The organism is Pseudooceanicola marinus (assembly GCF_002786295.1).
Lineage (GTDB): Bacteria > Pseudomonadota > Alphaproteobacteria > Rhodobacterales > Rhodobacteraceae > Pseudooceanicola > Pseudooceanicola marinus.
The window spans coordinates 96,117-120,894 of the sequence record NZ_PGTC01000016.1 but is presented as its reverse complement, the minus strand read 5'-3'; the positions used below and the strand labels follow the sequence as shown (position 1 = coordinate 120,894).

25 protein-coding genes are annotated in these 24,778 nt (G+C 67.1%); 9 read left to right on the top strand and 16 right to left on the bottom strand.

Annotation, left to right across the window (positions count from 1 at the left end; translation table 11 throughout):
* The first annotated feature begins 27 nt into the window (after positions 1 to 27).
* Positions 28 to 1,581, top strand: a complete 1,554-nt coding sequence (locus tag CVM50_RS11460) for a Ppx/GppA family phosphatase (protein WP_085889396.1) — start codon at positions 28 to 30, stop codon at positions 1,579 to 1,581.
* A gap of 151 nt (positions 1,582 to 1,732) precedes the next feature.
* Here CVM50_RS11460 and CVM50_RS11455 read toward each other — a convergent pair whose 3' ends face one another.
* The 3 genes from CVM50_RS11455 to CVM50_RS11445 form a co-directional block, all read right to left on the bottom strand.
* Complete coding sequence (locus tag CVM50_RS11455; protein ID WP_085889395.1) at positions 1,733 to 2,155, bottom strand: hypothetical protein; 423 nt, start codon at positions 2,153 to 2,155, stop codon at positions 1,733 to 1,735.
* 55 nt (positions 2,156 to 2,210) lie between these two features.
* Positions 2,211 to 2,897 carry a molecular chaperone DjiA gene (locus CVM50_RS11450; protein WP_085889394.1) on the bottom strand — a complete coding sequence of 229 codons (687 nt, stop codon included), beginning with the start codon at positions 2,895 to 2,897 and terminating at the stop codon, positions 2,211 to 2,213.
* 120 nt (positions 2,898 to 3,017) lie between these two features.
* Complete coding sequence (locus CVM50_RS11445; RefSeq protein WP_085889393.1) at positions 3,018 to 3,512, bottom strand: GNAT family N-acetyltransferase; 495 nt, start codon at positions 3,510 to 3,512, stop codon at positions 3,018 to 3,020.
* A gap of 208 nt (positions 3,513 to 3,720) precedes the next feature.
* On the opposite strand from CVM50_RS11445, the gene CVM50_RS11440 reads away from it, so the two are divergent.
* Positions 3,721 to 4,170 carry a cupin domain-containing protein gene (locus tag CVM50_RS11440; RefSeq protein WP_085889392.1) on the top strand — a complete coding sequence of 150 codons (450 nt, stop codon included), beginning with the start codon at positions 3,721 to 3,723 and terminating at the stop codon, positions 4,168 to 4,170.
* Between the two features lie 15 nt (positions 4,171 to 4,185).
* Here the strand turns inward: CVM50_RS11440 and CVM50_RS11435 are convergent, their stop codons facing one another.
* The 9 genes from CVM50_RS11435 to CVM50_RS11400 form a co-directional block, all read right to left on the bottom strand.
* On the bottom strand, positions 4,186 to 4,725 hold the full coding sequence (locus tag CVM50_RS11435) for an NADPH-dependent FMN reductase (protein WP_085889391.1): 540 nt from the start codon (positions 4,723 to 4,725) through the stop codon (positions 4,186 to 4,188).
* A 103-nt stretch (positions 4,726 to 4,828) separates the two neighbouring features.
* Positions 4,829 to 6,958: a methylmalonyl-CoA mutase gene (scpA, locus tag CVM50_RS11430; RefSeq protein ID WP_085889390.1), complete on the bottom strand. Its 2,130-nt coding sequence runs from the start codon at positions 6,956 to 6,958 to the stop codon at positions 4,829 to 4,831.
* A 340-nt stretch (positions 6,959 to 7,298) separates the two neighbouring features.
* Positions 7,299 to 8,180: a hypothetical protein gene (locus tag CVM50_RS11425; protein WP_085889389.1), complete on the bottom strand. Its 882-nt coding sequence runs from the start codon at positions 8,178 to 8,180 to the stop codon at positions 7,299 to 7,301.
* Positions 8,181 to 8,184: 4 nt separating this feature from the next.
* A complete protein-coding gene (locus CVM50_RS11420; protein ID WP_085889388.1) occupies positions 8,185 to 10,230 on the bottom strand; it encodes an acetyl-CoA carboxylase biotin carboxylase subunit in 2,046 nt (681 codons plus the stop codon).
* A 164-nt stretch (positions 10,231 to 10,394) separates the two neighbouring features.
* On the bottom strand, positions 10,395 to 10,601 hold the full coding sequence (locus tag CVM50_RS11415; RefSeq protein ID WP_085889387.1) for a hypothetical protein: 207 nt from the start codon (positions 10,599 to 10,601) through the stop codon (positions 10,395 to 10,397).
* A gap of 388 nt (positions 10,602 to 10,989) precedes the next feature.
* Complete coding sequence (locus CVM50_RS11410) at positions 10,990 to 11,349, bottom strand: hypothetical protein (RefSeq protein ID WP_085889386.1); 360 nt, start codon at positions 11,347 to 11,349, stop codon at positions 10,990 to 10,992.
* Between the two features lie 126 nt (positions 11,350 to 11,475).
* Complete coding sequence (locus CVM50_RS21710; RefSeq protein ID WP_198431891.1) at positions 11,476 to 11,619, bottom strand: hypothetical protein; 144 nt, start codon at positions 11,617 to 11,619, stop codon at positions 11,476 to 11,478.
* A gap of 309 nt (positions 11,620 to 11,928) precedes the next feature.
* Positions 11,929 to 12,285, bottom strand: coding sequence for a hypothetical protein (locus CVM50_RS11405; protein WP_085889385.1), 357 nt, complete (start codon positions 12,283 to 12,285; stop codon positions 11,929 to 11,931).
* A 31-nt stretch (positions 12,286 to 12,316) separates the two neighbouring features.
* Complete coding sequence (locus CVM50_RS11400) at positions 12,317 to 13,849, bottom strand: acyl-CoA carboxylase subunit beta (protein ID WP_085889384.1); 1,533 nt, start codon at positions 13,847 to 13,849, stop codon at positions 12,317 to 12,319.
* Positions 13,850 to 14,112: 263 nt separating this feature from the next.
* On the opposite strand from CVM50_RS11400, the gene CVM50_RS11395 reads away from it, so the two are divergent.
* Both CVM50_RS11395 and CVM50_RS11390 read left to right on the top strand, forming a co-directional pair.
* Positions 14,113 to 15,330, top strand: coding sequence for a multidrug effflux MFS transporter (locus CVM50_RS11395; protein ID WP_085889383.1), 1,218 nt, complete (start codon positions 14,113 to 14,115; stop codon positions 15,328 to 15,330).
* 120 nt (positions 15,331 to 15,450) lie between these two features.
* A complete protein-coding gene (locus tag CVM50_RS11390; protein ID WP_085889382.1) occupies positions 15,451 to 16,851 on the top strand; it encodes a helix-turn-helix domain-containing protein in 1,401 nt (466 codons plus the stop codon).
* 64 nt (positions 16,852 to 16,915) lie between these two features.
* Here CVM50_RS11390 and CVM50_RS11385 read toward each other — a convergent pair whose 3' ends face one another.
* The 3 genes from CVM50_RS11385 to CVM50_RS11375 all read right to left on the bottom strand — a co-directional run bounded on the left by CVM50_RS11385 (position 16,916) and on the right by CVM50_RS11375 (position 18,889).
* Entirely contained in the window at positions 16,916 to 17,167 is a 252-nt protein-coding gene (locus CVM50_RS11385; protein ID WP_085889381.1) for a YdcH family protein, read from the bottom strand.
* A gap of 136 nt (positions 17,168 to 17,303) precedes the next feature.
* Positions 17,304 to 18,209, bottom strand: a complete 906-nt coding sequence (locus CVM50_RS11380; protein WP_085889380.1) for a DMT family transporter — start codon at positions 18,207 to 18,209, stop codon at positions 17,304 to 17,306.
* An 80-nt stretch (positions 18,210 to 18,289) separates the two neighbouring features.
* Positions 18,290 to 18,889, bottom strand: a complete 600-nt coding sequence (locus CVM50_RS11375) for a LysE/ArgO family amino acid transporter (RefSeq protein ID WP_085889379.1) — start codon at positions 18,887 to 18,889, stop codon at positions 18,290 to 18,292.
* Between the two features lie 91 nt (positions 18,890 to 18,980).
* Between CVM50_RS11375 and CVM50_RS11370 the strand changes: the two genes are divergently transcribed.
* Positions 18,981 to 19,871, top strand: coding sequence for a LysR family transcriptional regulator ArgP (locus CVM50_RS11370; protein ID WP_085889378.1), 891 nt, complete (start codon positions 18,981 to 18,983; stop codon positions 19,869 to 19,871).
* A gap of 123 nt (positions 19,872 to 19,994) precedes the next feature.
* Here the strand turns inward: CVM50_RS11370 and CVM50_RS11365 are convergent, their stop codons facing one another.
* The gene (locus CVM50_RS11365; protein ID WP_085889377.1) at positions 19,995 to 20,858 is read right to left on the bottom strand and encodes a glycosyltransferase family 2 protein; all 864 of its coding nucleotides are present in this window, start codon (positions 20,856 to 20,858) and stop codon (positions 19,995 to 19,997) included.
* A gap of 128 nt (positions 20,859 to 20,986) precedes the next feature.
* Between CVM50_RS11365 and miaB the strand changes: the two genes are divergently transcribed.
* From miaB to CVM50_RS11345, 4 genes are all read left to right on the top strand, one after another.
* Positions 20,987 to 22,312, top strand: coding sequence for a tRNA (N6-isopentenyl adenosine(37)-C2)-methylthiotransferase MiaB (gene miaB, locus CVM50_RS11360; protein ID WP_085889376.1), 1,326 nt, complete (start codon positions 20,987 to 20,989; stop codon positions 22,310 to 22,312).
* Between the two features lie 346 nt (positions 22,313 to 22,658).
* Positions 22,659 to 23,153, top strand: a complete 495-nt coding sequence (locus CVM50_RS11355) for an OmpA family protein (RefSeq protein ID WP_085889503.1) — start codon at positions 22,659 to 22,661, stop codon at positions 23,151 to 23,153.
* A gap of 14 nt (positions 23,154 to 23,167) precedes the next feature.
* Positions 23,168 to 23,491, top strand: a complete 324-nt coding sequence (locus CVM50_RS11350) for a hypothetical protein (protein WP_085889375.1) — start codon at positions 23,168 to 23,170, stop codon at positions 23,489 to 23,491.
* A 190-nt stretch (positions 23,492 to 23,681) separates the two neighbouring features.
* On the top strand, positions 23,682 to 24,716 hold the full coding sequence (locus tag CVM50_RS11345) for a PhoH family protein (protein ID WP_085889374.1): 1,035 nt from the start codon (positions 23,682 to 23,684) through the stop codon (positions 24,714 to 24,716).
* Positions 24,717 to 24,778 lie beyond the last annotated feature (62 nt).

Genomic DNA, 24,778 nt, shown 5'->3' with positions numbered 1-24,778 from the left:
CCAGAAATACCCGGGAGTCCGCCAGTGATGGATGGGGATAACCAGCCAAGCGTTTCCGACTGGGGGCCCTTCGGGCGCCCGCTTTTCGACAATCCGGAGGCGCGGGCGCTCAGCCGGGTCGGCGTGGTCGACGTCGGCTCCAACTCCGTCCGCCTCGTGGTGTTCGACGGGGCGGCGCGCAGTCCCGCCTATTTCTACAACGAAAAGATCATGTGCGGCCTCGGTGCCGGCCTGTCCGAGACGGGCCGGTTGAACCCTGAGGGCCGCAAGCGCGCACTGGCGGCAATCCATCGCTTCCAGCTTCTCGCGCAGGGCATGGATGCCACGCCGCTGTCGGCTGTGGCCACGGCGGCCGTCCGCGACGCCGAGGACGGCCCAGATTTCGCCGCCCAGGTGGAACGCCAGACCGGCCTCCGCCTGCATGTCATCGACGGTCAGGAAGAGGCGCGCCTGTCGGCGCAGGGCGTGTTGCTGGGCTGGCCCGGCTCCTACGGCCTGGTCTGCGACATCGGCGGATCTTCGATGGAACTGGCACGGATCAACGACGGCCGCGTGGGCGACCGCGAAACCTCGCCCCTGGGCCCGCTGAAACTGGCGGACGTGAAGGGCGGCAAGAAGGGGCGCCGCGCCTACATCAAGGCCGAGATCGACACGCTGACCGAGACGATCCCCGCCGACCGCAACCGCCTGTTCCTGGTGGGCGGATCCTGGCGGGCCATCGCGCGGATCGACATGGAACGGCGCGGCTACCCGCTGCATGTGCTGCACGAATACCGCATGACCGCCAAGACGGTGCGCGACACCGTGGCCTGGATCGCCAAGCAGGACCCCGAGGCGCTGCGCAAACGCTGTTCCCTGTCCTCCACCCGGATGGGGCTGGTGCCCATGGCCTCGGAAGTGCTGCTGGAGCTGGTGAAACGCTACAAGCCGCATGACATCGCGGTGTCGTCCTACGGGATCCGCGAGGGGCTGCTGTATGAACAGATGCCGCAGCACCTGCGCGACCGCGATCCGCTAATCGAAAGCTGCCGCTTCGCGGAGCAGAAGGACGCGCGCCTGCCGGGCTTTGGCCGGACGCTCTACACCTTCATCCAGCCGCTGTTCAAATCTGCCAAGCCAGAGCGGCTGCGCCTGGTGAAGGCCGCCTGCCTGCTGCACGACGTGACCTGGCGGGCGCATCCCGACTACCGCGCCGAGGTCTGTTTCGACAATGCCACCCGGGCCAACCTCGGCGGGCTGAAACATGCCGAGCGGGTCTTCCTCGGGCTGGCGCTGCTGCACCGCTACCGTAACCGGCGCGAGGGCACGGCCTTCGAGGAGCTTTACGGCCTGCTGACGGAAGAGGAGCAGCAACAGGCGGAGATCCTGGGCAAGGCCATGCGTTTCGGCGCCATGCTCTGGCCCGAGCGCGACGGCGAGATCGGTGAGCTGCGCTGGTTCCCGAAAAAGAAGGTGCTGGAGCTGAAGATGGCCGAGGCCCATTGGCCGCTGTTCGGGGAGGTGGCCGAGGCGCGCTTCCGCTCGCTGGCCTCCTCGCTGAAGGCCGAGGTGTCGCTGAAGCTGGGTCCGTCGCGGAGCTGAGAGGCTGGGAATTGTCGGCCGCCGCCCGGGGACTTGAGCGATTGCGCAGGCTGAGAAGCCGGGGGGCTGTCTGCCCCCCCAGACCACCCGAGGATATTTCCGGCCAGAAAATGGGAGGGGTATGGTGCCTTCCCCCACGTGGGCGGCAGGATCAGAGGTCGATGGAGCCGTCGGGGTTTTCGCCGGGCACCGGCGGGGCGTAGCGGGGGGCATCGTCGCGGCGCTTGATCAGGATGTCGCCATTGGGCAGCACGGTGGGCGCCTCGTAGTTGGCCAGATCGCCCACCTTCGACAGGGCATCGGCCATGGCAGGCCCCATGCGCATCACGAAATCGCGGATCTTAGGCGCGGCCTCTTCGGCCGCCTCGCCCATGTCGTCCAGCGTGTCGTCGAGGCCGCCGGATAGCCCTTCCATCAGCAGGCGCAGGCCCTCGCGCATCAAGGCGCCGTTATCGCCGCCCTCCTCGGTCGCCGAGTCGTCGGATTGCGACCCGGGCGGCGCCTCCTGGGCGATCAGCGGCAGGGGGGCAGCCAGGGACATGCAGATCAGCGGGGCAAGCAGCGTCTGTTTCATACCCCAGATATAGGGCAGCCGCGTGACATCTCAAAGACCGCCGACGGCGCGGCGCTCAGTGGGCCGTATCCCGCGCCTGGATCTCCTCCCAGGCGGCGTTGATATCGATCATCCGCTTTTCCGCCATCTTCACCGCCTCTTCGGGCACGCCACGCGCCAGCATCCGGTCGGGGTGGCTTTCGCGCACGGCTTCGCGCCAGGCGGCGCGGGCCTGTTCGATGCTGGCATCAGGCGGCAGGCCCAGCACGGCGAAGGGATCGGGCCGGGCGTCGGGCACGAAACGCGAGCGGGCGCGGCGGAACTGCCCTTCGCCGAGGCCGAAAATCTCGGCCACGCGTTTCAGGAAGGCATCTTCGGCCTCGTGATATTCGCCATCGGCCACGGCAATGGCAAAGAGGCCTTCCATCAGGTCGCAAAGCACCGGGCTTTCGGGGCCGAACATGCGAGCAATACGGGCGGCGTAATCCTCGAATCCCGCCACGTCCTGGCGCGCCATATTGAAGACCCGCGCGGCGCCGGCCTCATCCTCGGGAGGGATGCGGAAGACTTCGCGGAAGGCCGTGACCTCGTTGCGGGTCACCAGGCCATCGGCCTTGGCCATCTTGGCGCCAAGGGCGATGACGGCGATGGTGAAGGCGACGGAGCGTTCGGGGGGCGTGCGCAGGCGATCGAAGACCGCCGACAGCGCTTCGCCCTTCGCCAGCGCCTGCAGCGCCTCCATTATGCGGGACCAGATGGACATGGGCGCGATCCTAGCCTGCTTCGCCCCGATTGTCCCGAGGCCCCGCGGGGATTTGAAGGGTGTTACAGCGGGGCGTTCCGTCGCGCCCCGTCCGGTCGGGGCGGACCCGGGGGCAAGGGTTCAGAGGAGCTTCTGCATCAGCACCAGATCATGCCACTGATCGAACTTGCGGCCCACCTGGGGCATGCGGCCGGTGATCTCGAATCCCATGGCCTCGTGGAAGGCGATGCTGGACGCGTTGTCGGCGGTGATGGCCCCCACCAGGACGTGCTGGCCGGCGGCCCGGGCGTGGTCCTCCAGCGCCTGCATCAGCGCCCGCCCGGCGCCGCGACCCGCCGCCGCCGCGGTCAGCATGATCGTATGCTCCATCGTGTGGCGGTAGCCGTCGTTGGGCCGAAACTGGTCATAGGTGGCATAGCCCAGCACCTCGCCCCCCTCCTCGGCGACGAAGCTGCCCCGGCCCAGGGCAGCCCGCCCCTCGAAATAGGCCGCCATGGCGGCGGCGTCCTTTTCCACCGCGCTGAGAGAGACGGTGGTGTGGCGCACGTAGTGGCTGAAGATCTCGGCCAGCGCGGCGTGGTCGCGCGGTTCGACGGGGCGAATGGTGAGGGACATGGGAGAGCTCCGGACAGGTCGTGGCGGAGTTGTCCCGCGCGCGGGCGGGGAAGGCAAGGGGCCGCCCCTCACGGTCCCGCACCGAATCGCGGCCAGTGCCTGCGCGGTGATCACCTGCGCGGCCCCGGGTCGCGGATCACGTCCTGCCCTCTGGCCTACGCCGCCGCGAACGGCGTTAATCGGCCCGGGCCGACAGAAGGAGAGACGGATGACCACCGCGGCGGAACTGATCGAGACTCTGGGGCTGACACCCCATCCCGAAGGCGGTTGGCACAGCGACACCTGGCAGCCGGACTGGGCCGGCGGGCGGCCCGGCATCTCGGCCATCTACTACCTGCTGGACGAGGGACAAAGCTGCCACTGGCACCGGATCGACTGTGACGAAACCTGGTATTGGCACGCGGGCCATCCGTTGCGCTGTTCGGTTGCGGCAGGCGATCACGACAGGCCGGTGGACAGCTGGCTGGGGATTGACGTGGGCCGGGGCCAGCGGCCCAGCCATTTCGTCCCCCGCCACGCCTGGCAGGCGGCCTTCGCCGAACGGGGCTGGGTGCTGGTATCCTGTGTCGTCTCCCCCGCCTTCACCTTCGACGGCTGGGAGCTGGCGCCCGAAGGCTGGGCGCCGGGGCCCCAGGCGAGCGCCCTGCCCCGGCGCTGACCGGCAGCTGCGCGATCAGTCGAGGGCGGCGGCGAACCCGGCCATGAAGTCGCTGACGCGGCGACGCGTATCCTCGTCGGTCAGCTGGCCCTTGTCGTCGAACTTGTCCTTCGCACGGCCGACCATCAGGCGGCCCTCGAACCAGGGGCGGGTGCCCAGGGTGCGCAGCACCGGCAGCCAGTGGTTCTGCGCCATGATCGCCCCCGTCGCCATGGGCGAGGCACCCATCAGGGCAACCCACTTGCCCTTGAAGAGATCGGCACCGGGACCGGAGGCCATCCAGTCGATGGCGTTCTTGAAGGGGCCGGGGATGCCGTTGTTGTACTCGGGCGTGACCAGCAGCAGCGCATCCGCCGCCTCCAGCGCCGCGCGCAGATCCAGGACGGGCTGCGGCGTGCCCTCGGCCTCCAGGTCGGCATCGTAGAGCGGCACGCCATGGATGCCCTGCACGTCCACCTCGGCGCCCTCCGGCGCCAGTTCGGCGGCCGCGCGCAGCAGGCCGGCGTTGAAGGAGGCGCGGCGCAGCGAGCCGGAGATGCCGAGAATGCGGGTCATGGAAATCTCTCCCTGGAAACAGTTGCCCCAAGGATGGTGCGGCGACGGGCCCGATCAAGGCCCGTCACGGTCTTTTCACAACCGCGCGGCGTGGCGCCGGGCGTCAGCCCCGGGCAGCGCGGATCAGCTGCAGGATGTCCTGGGCGGCAGAGGGGATATTGGTGCCCGGGCCGAAGATCGCGGCGACGCCGGCGTTCTTCAGGAAGTCGTAATCCTGCTGCGGGATCACGCCACCGCAGATCACGATGATATCGCCCGCATCCTTGTCCTTCAGCGCCTGGATCAGCTGCGGCGCCAGGGTCTTGTGCCCCGCCGCCTGAGAGCTGATGCCAACGACGTGCACGTCGTTGTCGATGGCATCCTGCGCCGCCTCTTCCGGGGTCTGGAACAGCGGGCCCACGTCGACGTCGAAACCGATGTCGGCGAAGGCCGTGGCGATCACCTTGGCACCGCGGTCGTGGCCATCCTGGCCCATCTTCACCACCAGCATCCGGGGCCGACGGCCCTCCTCCTCGGCGAAGGCCTCGACCGATTTCTGGATCGCGGCAAAGCCCTCGTCACCCTCGTAGGCGGCGCCATAAACCCCCGCCAGCGTCTTCACCTCCGCCTGGTGGCGGCCGAACTCCTTCTCCATCGCCATGCTGATCTCTCCCACAGTGGCCCTGGCGCGGGCGGCCTCGACGGCGGCTTCCAGCAGGTTGCCGCCCTCCTTCGCGCGCCGCGTCAGCTCATCCAGCGCGGCGGTGCAGGCGGCCTCGTCGCGGCTGTCGCGGATGCGTTGCAGCGCGGCGATCTGACTGTCGCGCACCTTGACGTTGTCGACGTCCAGGATATCGATCGGGTCTTCCTTGTCCTTGCGGTACTTGTTGACCCCGACGATCACCTCCTTGCCACGGTCGATGTCGGCCTGGCGCCGGGCCGCGCTTTCCTCGATGCGCAGCTTTGGCATGCCGGAGGCCACGGCCTTGGTCATGCCGCCCATCTCCTCGACCTCCTGCATCAGCGCCCAGGCCTTTTCGATCAGCTCCTCGGTCAGGCTTTCGACGTAGTAGGAGCCCGCCAGGGGATCGACGACCTTGGTCACGCCGGTTTCCTCCTGCAGCACCAGCTGGGTGTTGCGGGCGATCCGGGCCGAGAAATCGGTGGGCAGGGCGATGGCCTCATCGAGGGCATTGGTGTGCAGCGACTGGGTGCCGCCCAGGACCGCCGACATCGCCTCGTACGCCGTGCGGATGACGTTGTTGTAGGGGTCCTGTTCCTGCAAAGACACGCCGGAGGTCTGGCAATGCGTCCGCAGCATCTTCGAGCGGTCGTTCTTCGCCCCGAACTCCTCCATCACGCGATACCACAGGGTGCGCGCGGCACGCAGCTTGGCGATCTCCATGAAGAAGTTCATGCCGATGGCAAAGAAGAAGGACAGCCGGCCCGCGAACTTGTCCACGTCCATCCCGGCCTCGATGGCCGCCTTCACGTATTCCCGCCCGTCGGCCAGGGTATAGGCCAGCTCCTGCACCAGGTTCGCCCCGGCCTCCTGCATGTGGTAGCCGGAGATCGAGATCGAATTGAACTTGGGCATCTCGTTCGAGGTGTACTCGATGATGTCCGAGATGATCCGCATCGAGGGTTCGGGCGGATAGATGTAGGTGTTGCGGACCATGAACTCCTTCAGGATGTCGTTCTGGATGGTCCCCGAGAGCTGCGCCTTATCGACGCCCTGCTCCTCGCCCGCCACGATGTAGTTGGCCAGGATCGGGATCACCGCGCCGTTCATCGTCATGGACACCGACACCTGCTCCAGCGGGATGCCGTCGAAGAGGACCTTCATGTCCTCCACGCTGTCGATGGCGACACCCGCCTTGCCGACGTCACCCACCACGCGGGGGTGGTCGCTGTCATAGCCGCGGTGCGTGGCCAGGTCGAAGGCGACCGAGACGCCCTGCTGACCCGCGGCCAGGTTGCGGCGGTAGAAGGCGTTGGATTCCTCCGCCGTGGAGAAGCCAGCATATTGCCGGATCGTCCAGGGGCGCCCGGCATACATGGTCGACCGCACGCCGCGGGTGAACGGCGCCTCGCCGGGCATGGTGTCCAGGTGCGGCAGATCCTTCACGTCGTCGGCCGTGTAAAGCGGCTGGATGTCGATCCCCTCCAGCGTATGCCAGGTCAGATCCTCCAGCGGCTTGCCGCGCAGTTCCTTTTCAGCGCGCTCGGCCCATGCGTCCTTCTTCGATGTCATCGCCTTGTCCTCTTTGCCTGAGGCGCGCGCGCGGGTCTATCCTGCCCGTCTGCGCCACGCCATGTGGTCCTGTCTGCGGCGCCCCGGCGGGCGCCTGTCGGTTGCTGCGGAAGGGATCCGGCCCCGGGGCCGCGTCCGGCCAGGGGTCGGCGGGCAGACAGCCTCGGCGCGCTGCGCTGCCGCGTCAGGATTGTTGATTTCTTTACCCGTCAGGGCTATGTATACGCCATGCAAAGCGGAGAACGTGTCATGCGCGCCCAAAGCAATCAGCCGAAGAAATCCCCGGGTCAGCCGATCAGCGGCGACATCTGAACGCCCGTAAGGGGCTGAGAAATCACACCTATTCATCAGGATCACCTGTTTTTTCGGGTGTGATTTGCTCGTTCTTCCCAGAACGGTTTATCTTCTCGTAGTCTGACTCGCCAAGATCTCGGCCAATCTCTTCCAGCGCTTTCAATCCCCAGCTCAAGGTGCTGGCCCGGCGCTTGGTCAACTGTCTGTGCAAGTTCACACGCCGCTCGGGCGACAGGGAACGGGCGATGTCGCTACGGCTATCTTCGATCATTCGACGCAGATCCGTATATTCTGCGTAGAAGCGCACGATCGCCGCCACCGTGGCAGCTTTGATCGTCGGAATCGAGCCGGAGACGGCCTCGAAGATGATTGGCTGGCTCTCCATCGTGGAATAGGGGTGATAGGGCACCGCCTTCCCCACTCGAGTCGTGCCATCGCCCTGCGCGATCCTCGCCTGAACGTCTTTGGCGTGGGCCCAGATGTCTTGATTGTCCAGCTTGTCGACCAGCGCGAAAATCTCGTGCCGCAGGGCCGTCAGCGTGTCGCGCCGGGTGCGATCCAGTGCGGTTTGCTCTCTCACATCCCCGATCAGGTAGGTTGCGACCCACCCGAGAAGCACACCCGTCCCAGTCAGGATCCCGACCGGAATCACTTTTTGCGCGTCCTCTGGTGCGTGACGCCACAAAAGCAAGGCGGCGAAAGACCAAACTAGCAACAGGGGAAGCAGCAAGCCGGCGGAGCGCAGCACGCTTCTGCGCACAGGTTCGCGCAGGCAGACCAGCCACAGGGCGATCAAGACCGACAGGCATATCCCCAAGAGGATTTCCAGCCCGATACCATCTCTTAAGTAGTCCAGCACCGCGCCCGCTCCCATCGACAGACCCAACAGGACGAGCACCGACAGGTCGATATGCCGGTGCCCGCTCATCCCCTCATTCGAACTCCATGATGATCTCGTCCACGGCCAGGCTGTCGCCCGGGCCCGCGTTGATCTTCGACACCACGGCCTTCTTCTCGGCGCGCAGGATGTTTTCCATCTTCATCGCCTCGATGGTGCACAGGGCCTGGCCCTCCTGCACTTCCTGGCCCTCTTCCACGTCGACCTTCACCACCAGGCCCGGCATCGGGCACAGCAGCAGCTTCGAGGTATCGGGCGGCAACTTCTCCGGCATCAGCTTGGCCAGTTCCGCCTGGCGCGGGTTGCGCACATGCACCTTCAGGTCGGCGCCGCGGTTGCGGATGCGGAACCCGCCGGAGATCTTGTCGACCTTCAGCACCAGCGGGCGGCCGTCCACGGTCATCCGCGCCAGGGTGTCGCCCGGCGTCCAGCGGCCTTCGACCCGCAGCGCGGTGCCATCGGCGAAGGTCACATCGGCGCCCTCGGGATCGGCGGCGATGCTGACGGGATACTCATGGTCCTGCAGCGTCGCGACCCAGTCGGCGCCCACCACGCGCTCGTGGTTGCTCATCCGGCCGGAAATGCGGGCCCGACGGATCTCGCCCACCCGGTGCATGGCGGCGCAGGCGGCGGCGATGCGGCGCAGCTCTGCCTCGGCCAGTTCCACACCGTCGAAGCCCTCGGGGTATTGCTCTCCGATGAAGGCAGTCGTCATCTCGCCGTTGACGAAAATCTCGTGGTCCATGACCGCCGACAGGAACGGCAGGTTGTGCCCGATGCCTTCCACCTCGAAGCTGTCCAGCGCCACGCGCATCGCCTCGATCGCCTCGGCCCGAGTCGGCGCCCAGGTGCAGAGCTTGGCGATCATCGGGTCGTAGTACATCGAGATCTCGCCACCGTCGAAGACGCCGGTGTCGTTGCGCACCGCATGGGGGCCGGACGGCGCCGCGCCCTGCCACTTGTCGTTTTCCAGCAGCGGCCCGGCGGCCACCTCGGCGGGCGGGTTGTAGCGGGTCAGCCGCCCGATGGAGGGCAGGAAGTTGCGATAGGGGTCCTCGGCATACAGACGGTTCTCGATGGCCCAGCCGGTCAGTTTCACGTCGTCCTGAGTCAGGGTCAGCGGCTCGCCATTGGCCACGCGGATCATCTGCTCCACCAGGTCGACGCCGGTGATCAGCTCGGTCACCGGGTGTTCCACCTGCAAGCGAGTGTTCATTTCAAGGAAGTAGAAGTTCTTCGCCCCGTCGACGATGAATTCCACCGTGCCCGCGCTGGCGTAGCCCACGGCCTTGGCCAGGGCCACGGCCTGTTCACCCATGGCGCGGCGGGTCTCTTCATCCAGGAAGGGCGAGGGGGCCTCTTCGACAACCTTCTGGTTGCGGCGCTGGATCGAGCACTCCCGCTCGCCCAGATAGATACCGTTGCCATGCGCGTCGCAGAGCACCTGGATCTCGATGTGCCGGGGTTGGGTGACGAACTTTTCGATGAAGATCCGGTCGTCGCCAAAGCTGTTGGCGGCCTCGTTCTTCGACGACTGGAAGCCCTCGCGCGCCTCTTCATCGGTCCAGGCGATGCGCATGCCCTTGCCGCCGCCGCCGGCGGAGGCCTTGATCATCACCGGGTAGCCGATCTCGGAAGAGATCTTCACCGCCTCGTCGGCATCCTCGATCAGGCCCATGTAGCCGGGCACGGTGGACACCCCGGCCTCCTGGGCGATCTTCTTCGAGGTGATCTTGTCGCCCATGGCCTCGATCGCGCCGACGGGCGGGCCGATGAAGGCCACGCCGGCATCCGCCAGGGCCTGGGCGAACTTCGGGTTCTCGCTGAGGAAGCCATAGCCCGGGTGGACGGCCTGGGCGCCGGTGTCCTTGATCGCCTGCATGATCTTGTCGATCACGATGTAGGACTGGTTCGCGGGCGGCGGGCCGATGTGCACGGCCTCATCCGCCATGGCGACATGCAGCGCGTGCTTGTCGGCATCCGAATAGACGGCGACGGTGGCGATACCCATCTTGCGCGCTGTCTTGATGACGCGGCAGGCGATCTCGCCCCGGTTGGCAATCAGGATCTTCTGGAACATGTCTGGCCCTTCCCCGAGGTCATTGTACTGTGCCGGCCGCCCCTGAAGCGGGGGCAGCGCATGCAAAAACCCCCCGGCCGCGGGACACCGCAGCCGAGGGGCGAATGGTTCTGGATATCAGGCGTGCGCCGGGGCGGACCCCGGGGCGACGCGCCGGCGTTGCCTTAGCGGCAGGCGCCCGGGTTTGCCTGGCAGTAAGCGACGTTACCCGCTGCGCCGACCAGCGCGCCGGTGCCGGCGCTGCCGCCAGTGACGGCTGCTGCGCCCACGCCGGCCGCGCCGCCGACCAGGGCCTGCTCGCCCATCGTGTCACCACATGCCGCGAGGCCAGCACAAAGGACGCCGGCGATGATCCAGGATTTCTTGAACATGAGTTTTTACCTTCGATTGAAACGTTCCTGCGGAACCTAACGCAGGAAAAGAAGAAAGGTTCCCGCTGGGCGGTGTCAATACCGCACCGATCCGACGGAGCCGGGTCGGCGGCAGCGGAGCGCCACGCCTGGCGCGGCAATACCGCCTGGGTCCGCCGTTCACACGAGGCAAGTCCGGAACCGGAAAAAGCGGGCGACCGAGAATTGGGGACAAACGGCCGCCCGCGAGGGGAAGGGTAACGGTATTGACACGCTGCCGCTTCGATCTTGAGGACCGAGGCGGCAACAAAGCGGATGCTGCCCTTGAATCCGAACGACGCAAAGCCCCCTGCGCAGGCCTGCGCAGGCTGGGCCGAAACCCGCTGAATTCCGAAGGGCAGCGGCAAGATCACGCCCAATCCTCCTCCTCGAACGCGCCGGGGAAAGAGGCCCGCGCGGCCTCCTCGTCGATGACCAGCAGCGCGTCGTAGCTCTCGGGGTCGAAGGGGTCCTCGGCGGGCAGCACCTCGCGCCCGAACAGCCAGCTCAGCCGGCCGGCATCGAGGTTGCCCCGCTCGAAGGGTTGATCGCCGAAATGCTCCCACAGGGCGCGCAGGAAGCCCTCGTCGGCGCGCCGGTCAGGGGCCCGGCGGTCGCGATAGCGTTCGCGCCGGGTGATCGGCGTCACGCCCTTGGGATTGGCGCGGCGGATGGTGAACTGGAAATCGGTGCCGGGAAGACGCCCCGGGAAGCCGCGATGCTTCAGCATGCGAAAGCCCTCCTGTCAGTGGTGGCGCGACCCGCGCGGCCCACCAGGCCAGGGAGGGGGACGGCGCGGGGCGCGCCGAATGCGCGAAGGGCGAGGCGAACCCGCCCCCCGGTGCCCGCGACGGGCTTACTTGTACTTGCCCGTGTAGACCGGCTCGGCCGAGATGGGCTCGGGGTCGACAACGACGTATTCTTCGCTTGCCGGCTTGGAGCAGGCGGCCAGGCCAGCGACGAAGCTGGCGGCCAGGATGAACTGGATGCTCTTGGACATGGGTAACTCCTGTCTTGCCTCATGGATCCACGGGGATCAGGCGATCCCGGGCGGGCGGACCCGGATGCTGCGGCCGCGGGATTGCGGCCTTGGAGAATCATAACCCGAGCGGGGCGAATTTCATATCTGGATGCGGTCACGGGCCTTCCCTGTGCTCTGAAAAGCTCAGGCTGATACGCCCGGCGGGGTGCCGCCGCAACATCTTGTGCGGCAAGGGTCCCAGCCCCAAGATCCGGCGTGTTCCCAGACACTTGCGCGTGCAGGCGGAAAGCCTTTCCTTGGGCGACCAGGGGCAGGGATCGGCGGGAATCAGCCATGCTCGCGCCTCGCCGCATGGGCCAGCCAGCGGGCCCTGTGGGTGGGGCTGTCCAGCAGCTCCGAGAGCGCGTCGCACGCCTTGCCCGGCAGCGCGCCCTCGACCGAACCGCCGGCCCGGAGGGTTAGCCGACCGTCGCCCTGCGTCACGCGGACGGCAGGGCTGAAACCGCGCAGCCCCTGCAGGCGGCGCCACATGTCCTGGCGGACCTGATGCGCCACGCGGGTCAGGCTGACGGGTCCCGACACGGGAAGGGACGCCTCGACCGAAAGATCGAAGCGCACGGGCAGGCGGCGCGCGATGGTGACCGCGTCCTCCTCCCTCAACCTGTGCCAGCCGTCCTTTGCCATGTCCCCTCCTCCGGGCGTCACGACACCCCGCTCAGAGCGGGATGTTGTCGTGTTTCTTCCAGGGATTCTGAAGCTTTTTGCCACGCAGGCTCGCGAAGGCCCGCGCCACGCGGCGCCGGGTCGAGCGCGGCTGGATCACCTCGTCGATGAAACCGCGCTCGGCGGCGACGAAGGGATTTGCGAAGCGGTCCTCGTAGTCCTTGGTGTGCTGCGCGATCTTCTCGTCATTGCCCAGATCGCCACGATGGATGATCTCGGTCGCGCCCTTGGCGCCCATCACCGCGATCTCGGCCGTGGGCCAAGCATAGTTGAAATCGCCGCGCAGGTGCTTGGACGCCATCACGTCATAGGCCCCGCCATAGGCCTTGCGGGTGATTACCGTGACCTTGGGCACCGTCGCCTCGCCATAGGCGAACAGCAGCTTGGCGCCGTGCTTGATGACCCCGCCGTATTCCTGTCCGGTGCCCGGCAGGAAGCCCGGCACGTCGACGAAGGTCAGGATCGGGATCTCGAAGGCATCGCAGAAGCGGACGAAGCGCGCGGCCTTGCGCGAGCTGTCGATGTCCAGGCAACCGGCCAACACCATCGGCTGGTTGGCCACCACGCCCACGGTCTGCCCTTCCAGGCGGATGAACCCGGTCAGGATGTTCTTGGCGAAGTCTTCCTGGATCTCGTAGAAATCGCCCTCATCGGCGACCTTCACGATCAGCTCCTTCATGTCGTAGGGGCTGTTGGCATTGTCGGGGATCAGCGTGTCGAGGCTGGCCTCGATCCGGTCCACGTCATCGAAGAAGGGCCGCACGGGCGGCTTCTCACGGTTGTTCAGCGGCAGGAAGTCGACCAGGCGGCGGACCTCGGCCAAGGCCTCCACGTCGTTTTCGAAGGCGCCATCGGCGACACTGGATTTCTTGGTGTGGGTGCTGGCGCCGCCCAGCTCTTCGGCGGTGACCACCTCGTTGGTGACGGTCTTCACCACATCGGGGCCGGTCACGAACATGTAGGAGCTGTCCTTCACCATGAAGATGAAGTCGGTCATGGCAGGGCTGTAGACGGCGCCCCCGGCACAGGGCCCCATGATGACGGAGATCTGCGGCACCACGCCCGAGGCCATGATGTTGCGCTGGAATACGTCGGCATAGCCTGCGAGGCTGGCGACCCCTTCCTGGATCCGCGCCCCGCCCGAATCGTTCAGCCCGATCACCGGGGCGCCGTTCTGCACCGCCATATCCATGATCTTGCAGATCTTTTGGGCGTGGGTTTCCGACAGCGACCCGCCGAAGACCGTGAAGTCCTGAGAGAAGACATAGACCATGCGACCGTTGATCGTGCCCCAGCCGGTGACCACGCCGTCGCCATAGGGACGCTGCTGCTCCATGCCGAAATCGGTGCAGCGATGCGCGACGAACATGTCGAATTCCTCGAAACTGTCCGCATCCAGCAGCAGTTCGAGCCGCTCGCGCGCCGTCAGCTTGCCCTTGGCGTGCTGCGCGTCGATCCGGCGCTGGCCGCCGCCCAAGCGCGCGGTCTCCCGGCGCTCGTTCAGCTCTTGCAGGATGTCCTTCATCGCGATCTCCTTCCCTCACGGGCCCCGGGGGTTGCGACCCGCCCGGCGGCGCCATTGTGCCCTGACCCGGCCGCGCGCCGGATCGGCACCACGGCGCCACGCGGGGCAGCCTTCCCGGGGACCATAGGACCCAGAGGGCGCTGCAAAAAGGAAAAAGGGGCAAATTTGCAAAGTCTTGCCAAAGGCGCCACTGCAAATTGCAAATCCGCAAAGAGCATGCAATGCGCATGGACATGACGCCAACACGCGACTAGCAGACACGCATGAGATCGCAACCACCGCGCCGGCTCTTCGACCGGACCACGCCGCCGACCATGACGACGCTGATCCTGCTGGCCGGGATCGGCGCGATGACGATGAACGTCTTCCTGCCGTCGCTGCCGCGTATCGCAGACCATTTCGACATCGATTACAAGCTGGTGCAGCTGTCGGTGGCGGGTTACCTCGGGGTCAGCGGCTTCCTGCAGATCTTCATCGGGCCGCTCGCTGACCGCTACGGGCGGCGGCCGCTGCTGCTTTGGGGGCTGGGGATCTTCCTGGTGGCGACCCTGGGTTGCCTTCTGGCCCCGAACTTCACCACCTTCATGATCTTCCGCCTGCTGCAGGCGACGGTTGCCGGCGGCATGGTGCTGTCGCGCGCCATCGTGCGGGACGTGAACACCCCAGACCGCGCCGCGGCGGCCATGGGCTATGTCACCATGGGCATGTCGATGGTGCCGATGTTCGCGCCCGTCCTGGGCGGCATCATGGACGAGCTATTCGGCTGGAAATCCTCCTTCTGGCTGCTCTTCTCCTGCGGCTTCGCCATCCTGATCCTGACCTGGTACGATCTGGGCGAGACGGCGAAACCCTCCGACCTGTCGGTACTGCGCCAGTTTGCCGAATACCCCGAGCTGCTGAAATCGCCGCGCTTCTGGGGCTATTCGATGGCGGCGGCCACCTGCTCGGGCGCCTTCTTCGCCTATATCGGCGGCGCGCCCTTCGTGGCGACCTCGGTCTATGGGCTGACACCGACGCAGTTCGGCATCTTCAACGCAACCTCCGGCGTGGGCTACTTCCTCGGCAACTGGTTCACCGGCCAACAGGCCGCGCGCATCGGCACCAACCGCATGATCATGTCCGGCTGCCTGATCGTGTCGGGCGGGATGCTGTTCTCGCTGCTCTGCGCCTATGCGGGAATCGGTGGCGAATATGTCTTCTTCGGCGCCATGGCCTTCGTCGGCTTCGGCAGCGGCATGACCATCCCCTGCGCCAACGCGGGCATGCTGTCGGTGCGCCCGCACCTGGCGGGGACGGCCTCGGGCCTGGGCGGGTCGATGATGATCGGCGGCGGCGCGGCCCTGTCGGCGCTGGCGGGCTCCCTGCTGGGGCCGGGCACCGGGGCCTTCCCGCTGATCTGGCTGATGCTGGCCTGTGGTGTGACCTCCATCGGGTTCATCACCATGGTCATGCGCCGCGAGCAACGCATCGGTATCGCCTGACGGCGGCCAGCCCGCCCATCCGGCCTTACGGCTTGTTAACCACCCTTTGCAAAGTTAGCCTCCGCCAGAGGCAAAACTGCAAAGCCGCGCGTCGCGCGCGTGCTGCGAGGGGGAGTGGGGATGTCCGCACAGAAGCTCTACGCCGGGGCGAAGCTCCGGGAAACGCGGCAGAAGCTGGGTCTGACGCAGAAGGATTTCGCCGCCAAGCTGGGCATCTCGCTGCCCTACCTGAACCAGATGGAGAACAACAACCGCCCGGTTTCGACCTCGGTGGTGCTGTCGCTGGCGCAGGAATTCGGCTTCGACGTGACGGAACTGTCCACGGGGGACAGCGAACGGCTGGTGTCGGACATGCGCGAGGCGATGGCCGACCCGGTGCTGGCCGACCTGGCCCCGCCGCTGGCCGACCTGCGGCTGACGGCGGCCAATGCCCCGGCGCTGGCGCGCGCCTTCCTGCACCTGCACCGCGCCTACCGCCAGACCCACGAGCGCCTCGCCTCGCTGGACGAGGCCCTGGGCCGCGACGACACCCGCGCCACGCCGTCGCCCTGGGACGAGGTGCGCGATTTCTTCCATTACTGCGACAACTACATCGACGCCGTGGACCGGGCCGCCGAACGCTTTGCCACGCCGGTGCGGAATGAAAACAACATCCGCGTGCGCGCCGTCTCGGCCCTGGGCAACCTCGGCATCCGGGTGAAGTTCGAGGACGTGGCAGAGCTGCGCCGCTACGACCCGGAGCGCAAGGAACTGACCCTGTCGCTGCGCGCCGATCCGGAAACCCAGACCTTCCAGCTGCTGTTGCAGGTCGCCCTGCTGGAACAGGACAAGCTGCTGGAGGCGACGCTGGACCTGGCCCGTTTCCAGACCCCCACGGCACGCTCCATCGCCAAGATCGGCCTGGCCAACTATTTTGCCGGGGCAGCGCAGATGCCCTATGGCCGCTTCCTCGCCGCTGCGCAGGAGACGCGGCACGACCTGGAGGTCCTCGGCATGCGGTTCGGCGCCTCCATCGAACAGGTGGCGCACCGGCTGTCGACCCTGCAACGCCCCGGCGCCAAGGGCATCCCCTTCTTCTTCGTCCGGGTCGACCAGGCCGGCACGATCACCAAGCGCCACTCGGCCACGCGCCTGCAGTTCGCCCGCTACGGCGGCGCCTGCCCGCTGTGGAACGTGCACCGCGCCTTCGAGACGCCGGGCCAGTTCCTGCGCCAGCTGGCAGAAACGCCCGACGGGGTGCGCTATGTCTCGCTATCGCGGGACGTGTCGAAATCCGGAGGTCGCTGGGGCGCGCCGCGGCGGCGCTATGCCATTTCGCTGGGCTGCGAGGTCGCCCATACGGACAAGCTGGTCTATGCGGACGGGCTGGACATCGGCAGCCCCCAGGCCTTCGAGCCGATCGGCATCTCCTGCCGGATCTGCGAGCGGGAGAATTGCCATCAACGCTCCGTGCCGCCGCTGGAACGGCGGCTGTCCATCGACGCCAACCATCGCGGCACCCTGCCCTACGACGTGGGCTGAGGGGCGCAGATGAAAACGGGCGCCCCGGGGCGCCCGTCTGTCTCGATCCGATATGCGAAACGGCTTAGGCGGTCGTCTGCGCGGCCTTCAGCGCGGCAAAGATCTCATCCTTCAGCAGGCCGCGTTTTTTGCGCGCCTCGACGATGGCCAGATCCTCGGCCGGTTCGACGTTGGTTTCCATCCGGTGCACCTGGCGGTTCACCTCGTGGTAATCCTCCGCCAGCTTGGCGAAATGCGGGTCAGACGCCTTCAGCGCGTCGATGGTTTCCACGAATTCCGGGAACTCCTGATCGAGCGTGTGAGGGGTATGCGACATGTGGGCGATCCTTTCGCTTCGTTTCCTGGAGGACAGGTCTATTGATGATTCACCGCCTCGACTTTGACAGGGATCAAACCGGCGCGCTTTCCCAACCGCGCCGTAGCGCCCGAAGGCCGACCATGGGGGGAGGTCATCAGAGCTTCGTCGCCTCGACCGGCGGCGTGATGCGGCGCCGCTTCAGCTGCGCCTCGCGCCAGGTGATGAAGCTGACCGCAGCGATGATCAGCGCGCCGCCCAGCATGACCCAGGGGTCCGGCGGCTCCCCGAAGGCGACCGCACCCAGGATGACCGCCCAGATCAATTGCAGGAAGGTCACCGGCTGGGTCACCGTCATCGGCGCCACCTGGAAGGCGCGCGTCATGCAATAATGCCCCGCCGTCGCAGCCAGGGCCACGCCCATGAGCAGACCCAGCTGGCCAAGGCTGGGCGTCACCCAGACCGGCAGCGCCAAGGGCACCAGCCCGATCGAAACGGTCACCGACATCAGCGCCACCACCAACACCGGCTCGATCCGGTCGGTCAGGCGCTTGCTGATCAGGTAGGAGCCGGCAAAGAAGCTCGCCGTGCCCAGCATCGCCAGGTGGCCGGTGCTGATCTCGCGCAGGCCCGGGCGCAGGATGATGATCGCGCCCAACAGCGCCACCAGCACGGCGGCGATGCGGCGGAAGGCCAGGGTTTCGCCGAGGAACAGCGCCGCGCCCAGGGTGATGAGGATCGGGTTGAGGTAATTCAGCGCGGTCACATCCGCGATCGGGATCCGCGCCATGGCGAAGAACCACAGGGCCACGCCACCGCTGTGCAGCAGCCCGCGCAGCGCCACCAGTCCCCAGGTGGCCCGGTCCAGCCGCAGGCGAAACAGCCGCGGCAGCACTGGCGCCATCAGGACCAACCCCAGCAGGAACCGCAGGAAGGCTCCTTCGGCCGCCGGGATCGACGGGCCCAGGGTCTTCACCAGCGCGGTGACCGACACGAAGAGGACCCCGGTGATCAGCATCCAGCCGACGGCGACCACGGGGCGGGAATTGCGTGCTCCTGTCATGCTTTCGGGATAGGGAGCCGGACCCGGTCTGGCAAGCCCCCACGGGGGCGCGCGACGCCAGGGCTAGCGGCCGCGACGGATCAGCCCATCAGCAGCTTGGCCGCGACGCTCCACATGATCACCGCCACGCCCAGGTCCAGCACCCGCCAGGCCCCCGGACGGCGAAACAGGGGCGCCAGCAGCCGCGCGCCGTACCCCAGCAGGAAGAAGAACAGGAAGGAGGCGCTGACCGCGCCCTCGGCGAAACTGGCGCGATCTGCAAAGCCGGAGGCGACGGCCCCCATCAGGACGACGGTATCGAGGTAGACATGGGGATTGCCCCAGGTCAGCGCCGCGCAGATCGCCAGGCAACGCCAGAGCGACGGAGACGGCGCCTCCTCTGCGCGCAGAGCCGCGCCGCCGCGCCAGGCCTTACGCAAGGCCAGGGCGCCGTAAACCAACAGGAAGGCCGCGCCGGCGTAGCGCAGACCTTCCGTTGCCCAGGGTGCCGCCGCGCCCAACGTGCCGAACCCGTACACACCAGAAACAATCAGAACCGCATCGGATACGGCACAGAACACGACGACCGGCAGCACGTGCTGCCGTAGTATACCCTGGCGCAAGACGAAGGCGTTCTGGGCCCCGATCGCCACGATCAGTGACAATCCAAGGCCGAAACCCGCCCAGTAGGCAGCGCCCATCAACTCCCCCAAAACCGACACACCCTATTGGATTAGGGCCCTCAATAGGGTAAGTCCAATAAATGAATTTTCTTCTGTATTAGGAAAACTTATGCAGCTGGATCGTGCACAGCTGGCCACCCTCTCCGCCATCCTGCGCCGCGGGTCGTTTGAACAGGCCGCTATGGACCTGGGCATCACCCAGTCCGCAGTGTCGCAACGCCTGCGCGCGCTGGAGGAACGCATCGGCGCGGTCCTGGTACAGCGGGGGCCGCCGGCCACGGCGACCGCCACCGGCGCCCAGCTTGTCCGCCATGCCGAGGAGGTCGGGCAGTTGGAGGCGCTGACCCTGCGCCGCCTCGGGCTGGAGCCGACGTCGGCGCGCGTGCGGATCGCGGTCAACGCCGACAGCCTGGCCACCTGGCTGCCGCCGGCGCTGGCCCGCGCCCAGGAGGCCATGCCCGGGACGCTCTTCTCCATCGACGTCGACGATCAGGACCATTCCGTCGAGTGGCTGCGCCGCGGCCAGGTCTCGGCCGCGCTGACCTCCGATGGCACCGCTCTGCGCGGCTGCGAGGCGCACCCCATGGGCGCGCTGCGCTACATCCCGGTCGCCAGCCCCGCCTTCATCGCACGCCACTTCGCCCATGGGGTCACTGCAAAGGCCCTGGCGCGGGCGCCCACGCTGATCTTCAACGAAAAGGACACGCTGCCGGCCAGCTGGCTGCGGCGCTTCGCGGGTCCCGGCCCGCTGCCCCCGGCCCACCGCCTGCCTTCGGCCGAAGGCTTCACCCTGGCGATCCGCGATGGTCTCGGCTGGGGGCTGAACCCCCGCGCCCTGCTGGAGCGGGACCTTGAGGCCGGCACCCTGGTCGAACTGATCCCGAACGCTACCCTCGACACACCGCTCTACTGGCAGGTCAGCCGGGTGATGGCCGAGGCGCTGGCGCCGCTGACCCAGGCCCTGCGCCAGACCGCCCGCGACCACCTCGTGGCCCCCTGACGGCGCGCACCTTCATCCCATAGGTTGGCCAACGATACTCCGGGGCGAAGTGCGCCCCTGGCGCAAGAGGGTGACAGCGCCCCTCCCCCGCTCACCCCGGCAAGGTGACCCCGCCCGAAGGCGTCAGAACCACTGCCCCGGCTCCATCAGACCGAGATCCAGAAGCTGCCGGGAATGCCATTCGAACTTCGCCGAATTGTGCCAGGTGAACCCGCCGATGTCGAAGCGCGAGCCCGGGTTGGACTTCAGCGCCTTGGCGGTGCGGAAGGAACAGATGCAGGCGCTCAGGTTGTGGTGCCAGGGGCAGGCGTAGGTGTTGTACTCGGGATCGTTGAACAGATAGTCCTCGCCCATCACCAGGCCCGGACGGGCGCGGAACAGCGACACCCGGTCGATCTTGCGGCGCCCCTCGGGGATATGCTCCTCGTAGCGCCAGCGCAGCCCGCCGAAGAAGTTCAACTGCCGTGCCAGCTCATTCCCCCAGGCGTCAGACCGCGCCAGCGCGTAGTAGCCGGCCCGGTCCAGATGCGCCCGCTCGATCGAGACGGCCAGGGGATGCGCCTGCAGGTCGTCGGCGTAGAGGTCGATGACGTAGCTCAGCATCGCGTCGCGCCGTTCCTCGGCGTGGAAGGTCAGGAGTTCTCCCACCGTTCGCGTCTCGCAGAAGGGATAGAAGAGGTACTCGGCGTTGTAGCAGTAATAAAGCCAGGTGCCCGGCGGCGCCGCCTCGATCACCGCGTTGACGGCGCGGCTCAGGGCATTGTCCGCAGCCATGCTGTAGGCGATCCGCGGCAGGTCCTTCAGGTCGTCAGGCACGGTGAAGGCGTCGGGGGCGAACAGCAGCACCTGGGCAAAGCCCGCGTCGCGATGGTGGCGCAGGGTGGTGTCCAGTTCCACCTCGTCCTCGGCAAAGATCATCGCCACCGGCCCCTTGGCCAGCAGGTCCCTGCCGTTGCGCAGGAACTCCTCAAACGTGCTGAAATACATCCGCCGCGCCCTTCCCGGCCCTGCTGTCGTTGCGGCGCAAGCAAGCCCGATCGCCCCCCGGATTGCAAGCCCACCCGCATCTGGTGTAGGGACACGCCCTGATCCCGTTCCCGCAAAGGTCCGCGCCCATGTCCAGCCCCAAGAAGCTCTTCATCAAGACCTACGGCTGCCAGATGAACGTCTACGACAGCGAGCGCATGGCCGAGGCCCTGGGCCCGGCGGGCTATACCGAGGTCAGCTCGCCCGACGAGGCGGACATGATCCTGCTGAACACCTGCCACATCCGCGAGAAGGCCGCCGAGAAGGTCTATTCCGAGTTGGGCCGGTTCAAGGGGCTGAAGGCCGCGAAGCCGGATCTGAAGATCGGCGTCGCCGGCTGCGTCGCCCAGGCCGAGGGGCGCGAGATCATGGAGCGTCAGCCCATGGTGGACATGGTCGTCGGCCCGCAAAGCTATCACCGCCTGCCGGAGATGGAGGCGAAGGCCGGGCGCGGCACGCGCGTCGTCGACACCGACATGCCCGAGGAAGACAAGTTCGAGAAGCTGAAGGGCCGCCCCCGCGCCAAGCGGGGCCCGACCGCCTTCCTGACGGTGCAGGAAGGCTGCGACAAGTTCTGCGCCTTCTGCGTCGTGCCCTACACCCGGGGCACCGAGGTCAGCCGCCCCGTCGACCGAGTGCTGAGCGAGGCGCGCGACCTGGTCAGCCGTGGGGTGCGCGAGATCACCCTTCTGGGCCAGAACGTCAACGCCTACCACGGCCAGGGCCCCGGGGGCCGCGACTGGGGTCTGGCCCGGCTGATCCGCACCCTGGCCGAGATCGACGGGCTGGAGCGGATCCGCTTCACCACCAGCCACCCCAACGACATGGAAGACGACCTGATCGCCGCCCATGGCGATTGCGAGAAGCTGATGCCCTACCTGCACCTGCCCGTGCAATCGGGCAGTGACCGCATCCTGAAGCGGATGAACCGCAGCCACACCCGCGACAGTTACATGCGCCTGATCGACCGCATCCGCGAGGCGCGGCCCGACCTGGCGCTGTCGGGGGATTTCATAGTCGGCTTTCCGGAAGAGACCGATGAGGACTTCCGCGACACCATGGACCTGGTGGAGCAGGTGAACTACGCCTCCTGCTTCTCCTTCAAGTATTCCTCCCGCCCGGGCACGCCTGCGGCGGACCGCAAGGGGCAGGTCGATCCCGCCGTGTCCTCGGACCGGCTGATCGAGCTGCAGGCGCTGCTGAACCGTCAGCAGCAGGCCTTCATGCAGAACATGGTGGGCCGCGAGGTCGGCGTGCTGTTCGAGAAGGCGGGCCGGCATCCGGGCCAGATGGTGGGCAAGTCCGACCACCTGCATGCCGTCCATGTCGAAGCCGAGGGGCTGCAACCGGGCGATCTGCGCCGGGTAAAGATTACCTCCGCCGGGGCCAACTCCCTGGCCGGCACGCTGCTCTGAGACCTTCGGGCGGGGAACCCGCGTGCCCCGCACCCCGCACCAGAGAGGCCGTCGGGCATTGCACCCGCACGGCCCCGCACAGGTCAAGCTGCGGCATCAAAACCATAATATGCCTGAATCGCCCCCGCCGCGCCGGTGAACACCCTTCACAAGCGCATGCTTCTGCTGCAATGTGAAAGCGCATTTCATTGCCGATCCGCAGGCTTCCGGGACAAGAAGCGGGCGCGGATCGCCCCGGGGGACGGAAAGGATATTTGTTGTGGTAGAGACTTTCGCGCATTTCGCCCGGCGCGGCCTGGCTGCCTTTTCGGCAGCGGCGCTCGGGCTGGCCGTTTTGGCGACCGGGATGACCGGCACCGCGCAGGCCCAGAGCAAGGGGTGGAACGAACCCTATGTACCGACGATCTGGGTGGACCCGGACGGCTGTGAACACTGGGTGATGGATGACGGCGCCGAGGGCTACATGACGCCCCACGTGACCCGTCAGGGCATTCCGGTCTGCCGCCGCCAGAACGTCTGCGGCGTGCTGCCCACCGACCAGTTCTTCGCCACCGACAAATATGCGATCAGCGCCGCCAACCGGCAGCGCCTGCAACAGTTCTTCACCTCCACGGGCGCGACCTCCTACATCATCGTCGGTCACACCGACAGCCGCGCCTCCGACGCCTATAACCTGAAGCTGTCGATGAACCGCGCCAATGCCGTGGCCCAGGTCGCGGCCTCGGTCGGCGCGCGGATCGCGGATGTGCGCGGCTACGGCGAACGCTATCCCGCCCAGCCCAACACCACCGCCACCGGCATGGCCGCCAACCGGCGTGTCGAAATCATCTGCATCCGCTGAAGGGGACCAGCCAAATGCCTATCGTGAAAGCCGCCTCTGGCGTTCTTCTTCTGGCCTCTCTGGCCGCCTGCGCACACCCGGGCAACGTGCCCGGCGACAAGAGCGTCGACTACGGCATCAACTCGCACCACCTGTCCACGCTGAAGGCCGGCATCTGGGTCGATCCCAACGGCTGTGACCACTGGATCATCGACGACGGCCTCGAAGGCTACCTGTCGCAGCGCCTGGACAAGTACGGCAAGCCTGTCTGCTCGGGCACCGCACCGCCCAACACCGCCACCGGCGGCTTCAAGCGCGGCTCGGGCATTCCCGACCCGACGCAGGCCCCCGGAACCTGAGCGGGAGCCGAGGCCTTGCGCCGCCCCGCGCAGATACCCACATCAGGATGCCGCAAGCCTTCGCTTGCGGCATTTTTCGTCCCGTGCGACCGGCAAATGCAATCCCCTCTTGCCCCTCGCCCCGCCCCCTGCCACGCTATCCCCATGGCACGCCGGTGCCGCGCACCGGCCCGATCTGAAGGAGCGCCACTTGGCCACAAGCCTGCTGACCCCGAATACGTCCCCCGACACGGATGACACCGGAATTTCCGAAGCCTCGGTCGAGTTTCCCGATAACCTGCTGCTGATCGAACTCTGCGGCGAATACGACCGGAACCTGGCCTACCTGGAACAGCAGCTCGGCACGCAGATCCTCAGACGCGGCAACCACCTGGTCGCCCATGGCGAGGCCCCCGCGCCCCAGCAGACCGTCGGCGTGCTGCGCGCCCTCTACGCCCGGCTCGAAGCAGACCGCGAGGTCACCCAGGCCGACATCGACCGCGAGCTGCGCATGGGAGAGCCCGGCGCCGACAGCACCGCCTCCCCCACCGAGGGCGGTGACCAGCTGGAGATGTTCCGCGGCGGCGAGGTGGAGATCAAGACCCGCCGCAAGATGGTCGAGCCGCGCACCGCGGCGCAGAAGGAATACGTCCAGAACCTCTACAAGCACGAACTGGCCTTCGGCATCGGCCCGGCGGGCACCGGCAAGACCTACCTGGCTGTGGCCGTCGCGGTGAACCATTTCATCGAAGGTCACGTCGACAAGATCATCCTGACCCGCCCGGCGGTCGAGGCCGGCGAACGCCTGGGCTTCCTGCCCGGCACGCAGGAGGAAAAGGTCGATCCCTACATGCAGCCGCTTTACGATGCGCTGAACGATTTCCTTGGCGCCAAGGACGTGGGCAAGCTGCGCGAGGCCCGCAAGATCGAGATCGCGCCGCTGGCCTTCATGCGTGGCCGGACCCTGGCCAATGCCTTCGTCGTGCTGGACGAGGCGCAGAACGCCACGACCATGCAGATGAAGATGTTCCTGACCCGCCTGGGCGAGAACTCCCGCATGGTGATCACCGGCGACCGCAGCCAGGTCGACCTGCCGCGCGGGGTGCAATCGGGCCTGCGCGATGCCGAACGTCTGCTGGGGGCGATCCCCGACATCAGCTTCAACTACTTCACCGCCAAGGACGTGGTGCGCCACCCGCTGGTGGCGAAGATCATCGAGGCCTACGAGGCCGACGAGCAAAGCTGAGGCACTAGTGCGCCCCGCCGAGAGGCATTGGCGGGGCCGCTTCGGTGCTGTATGGGGCGCCC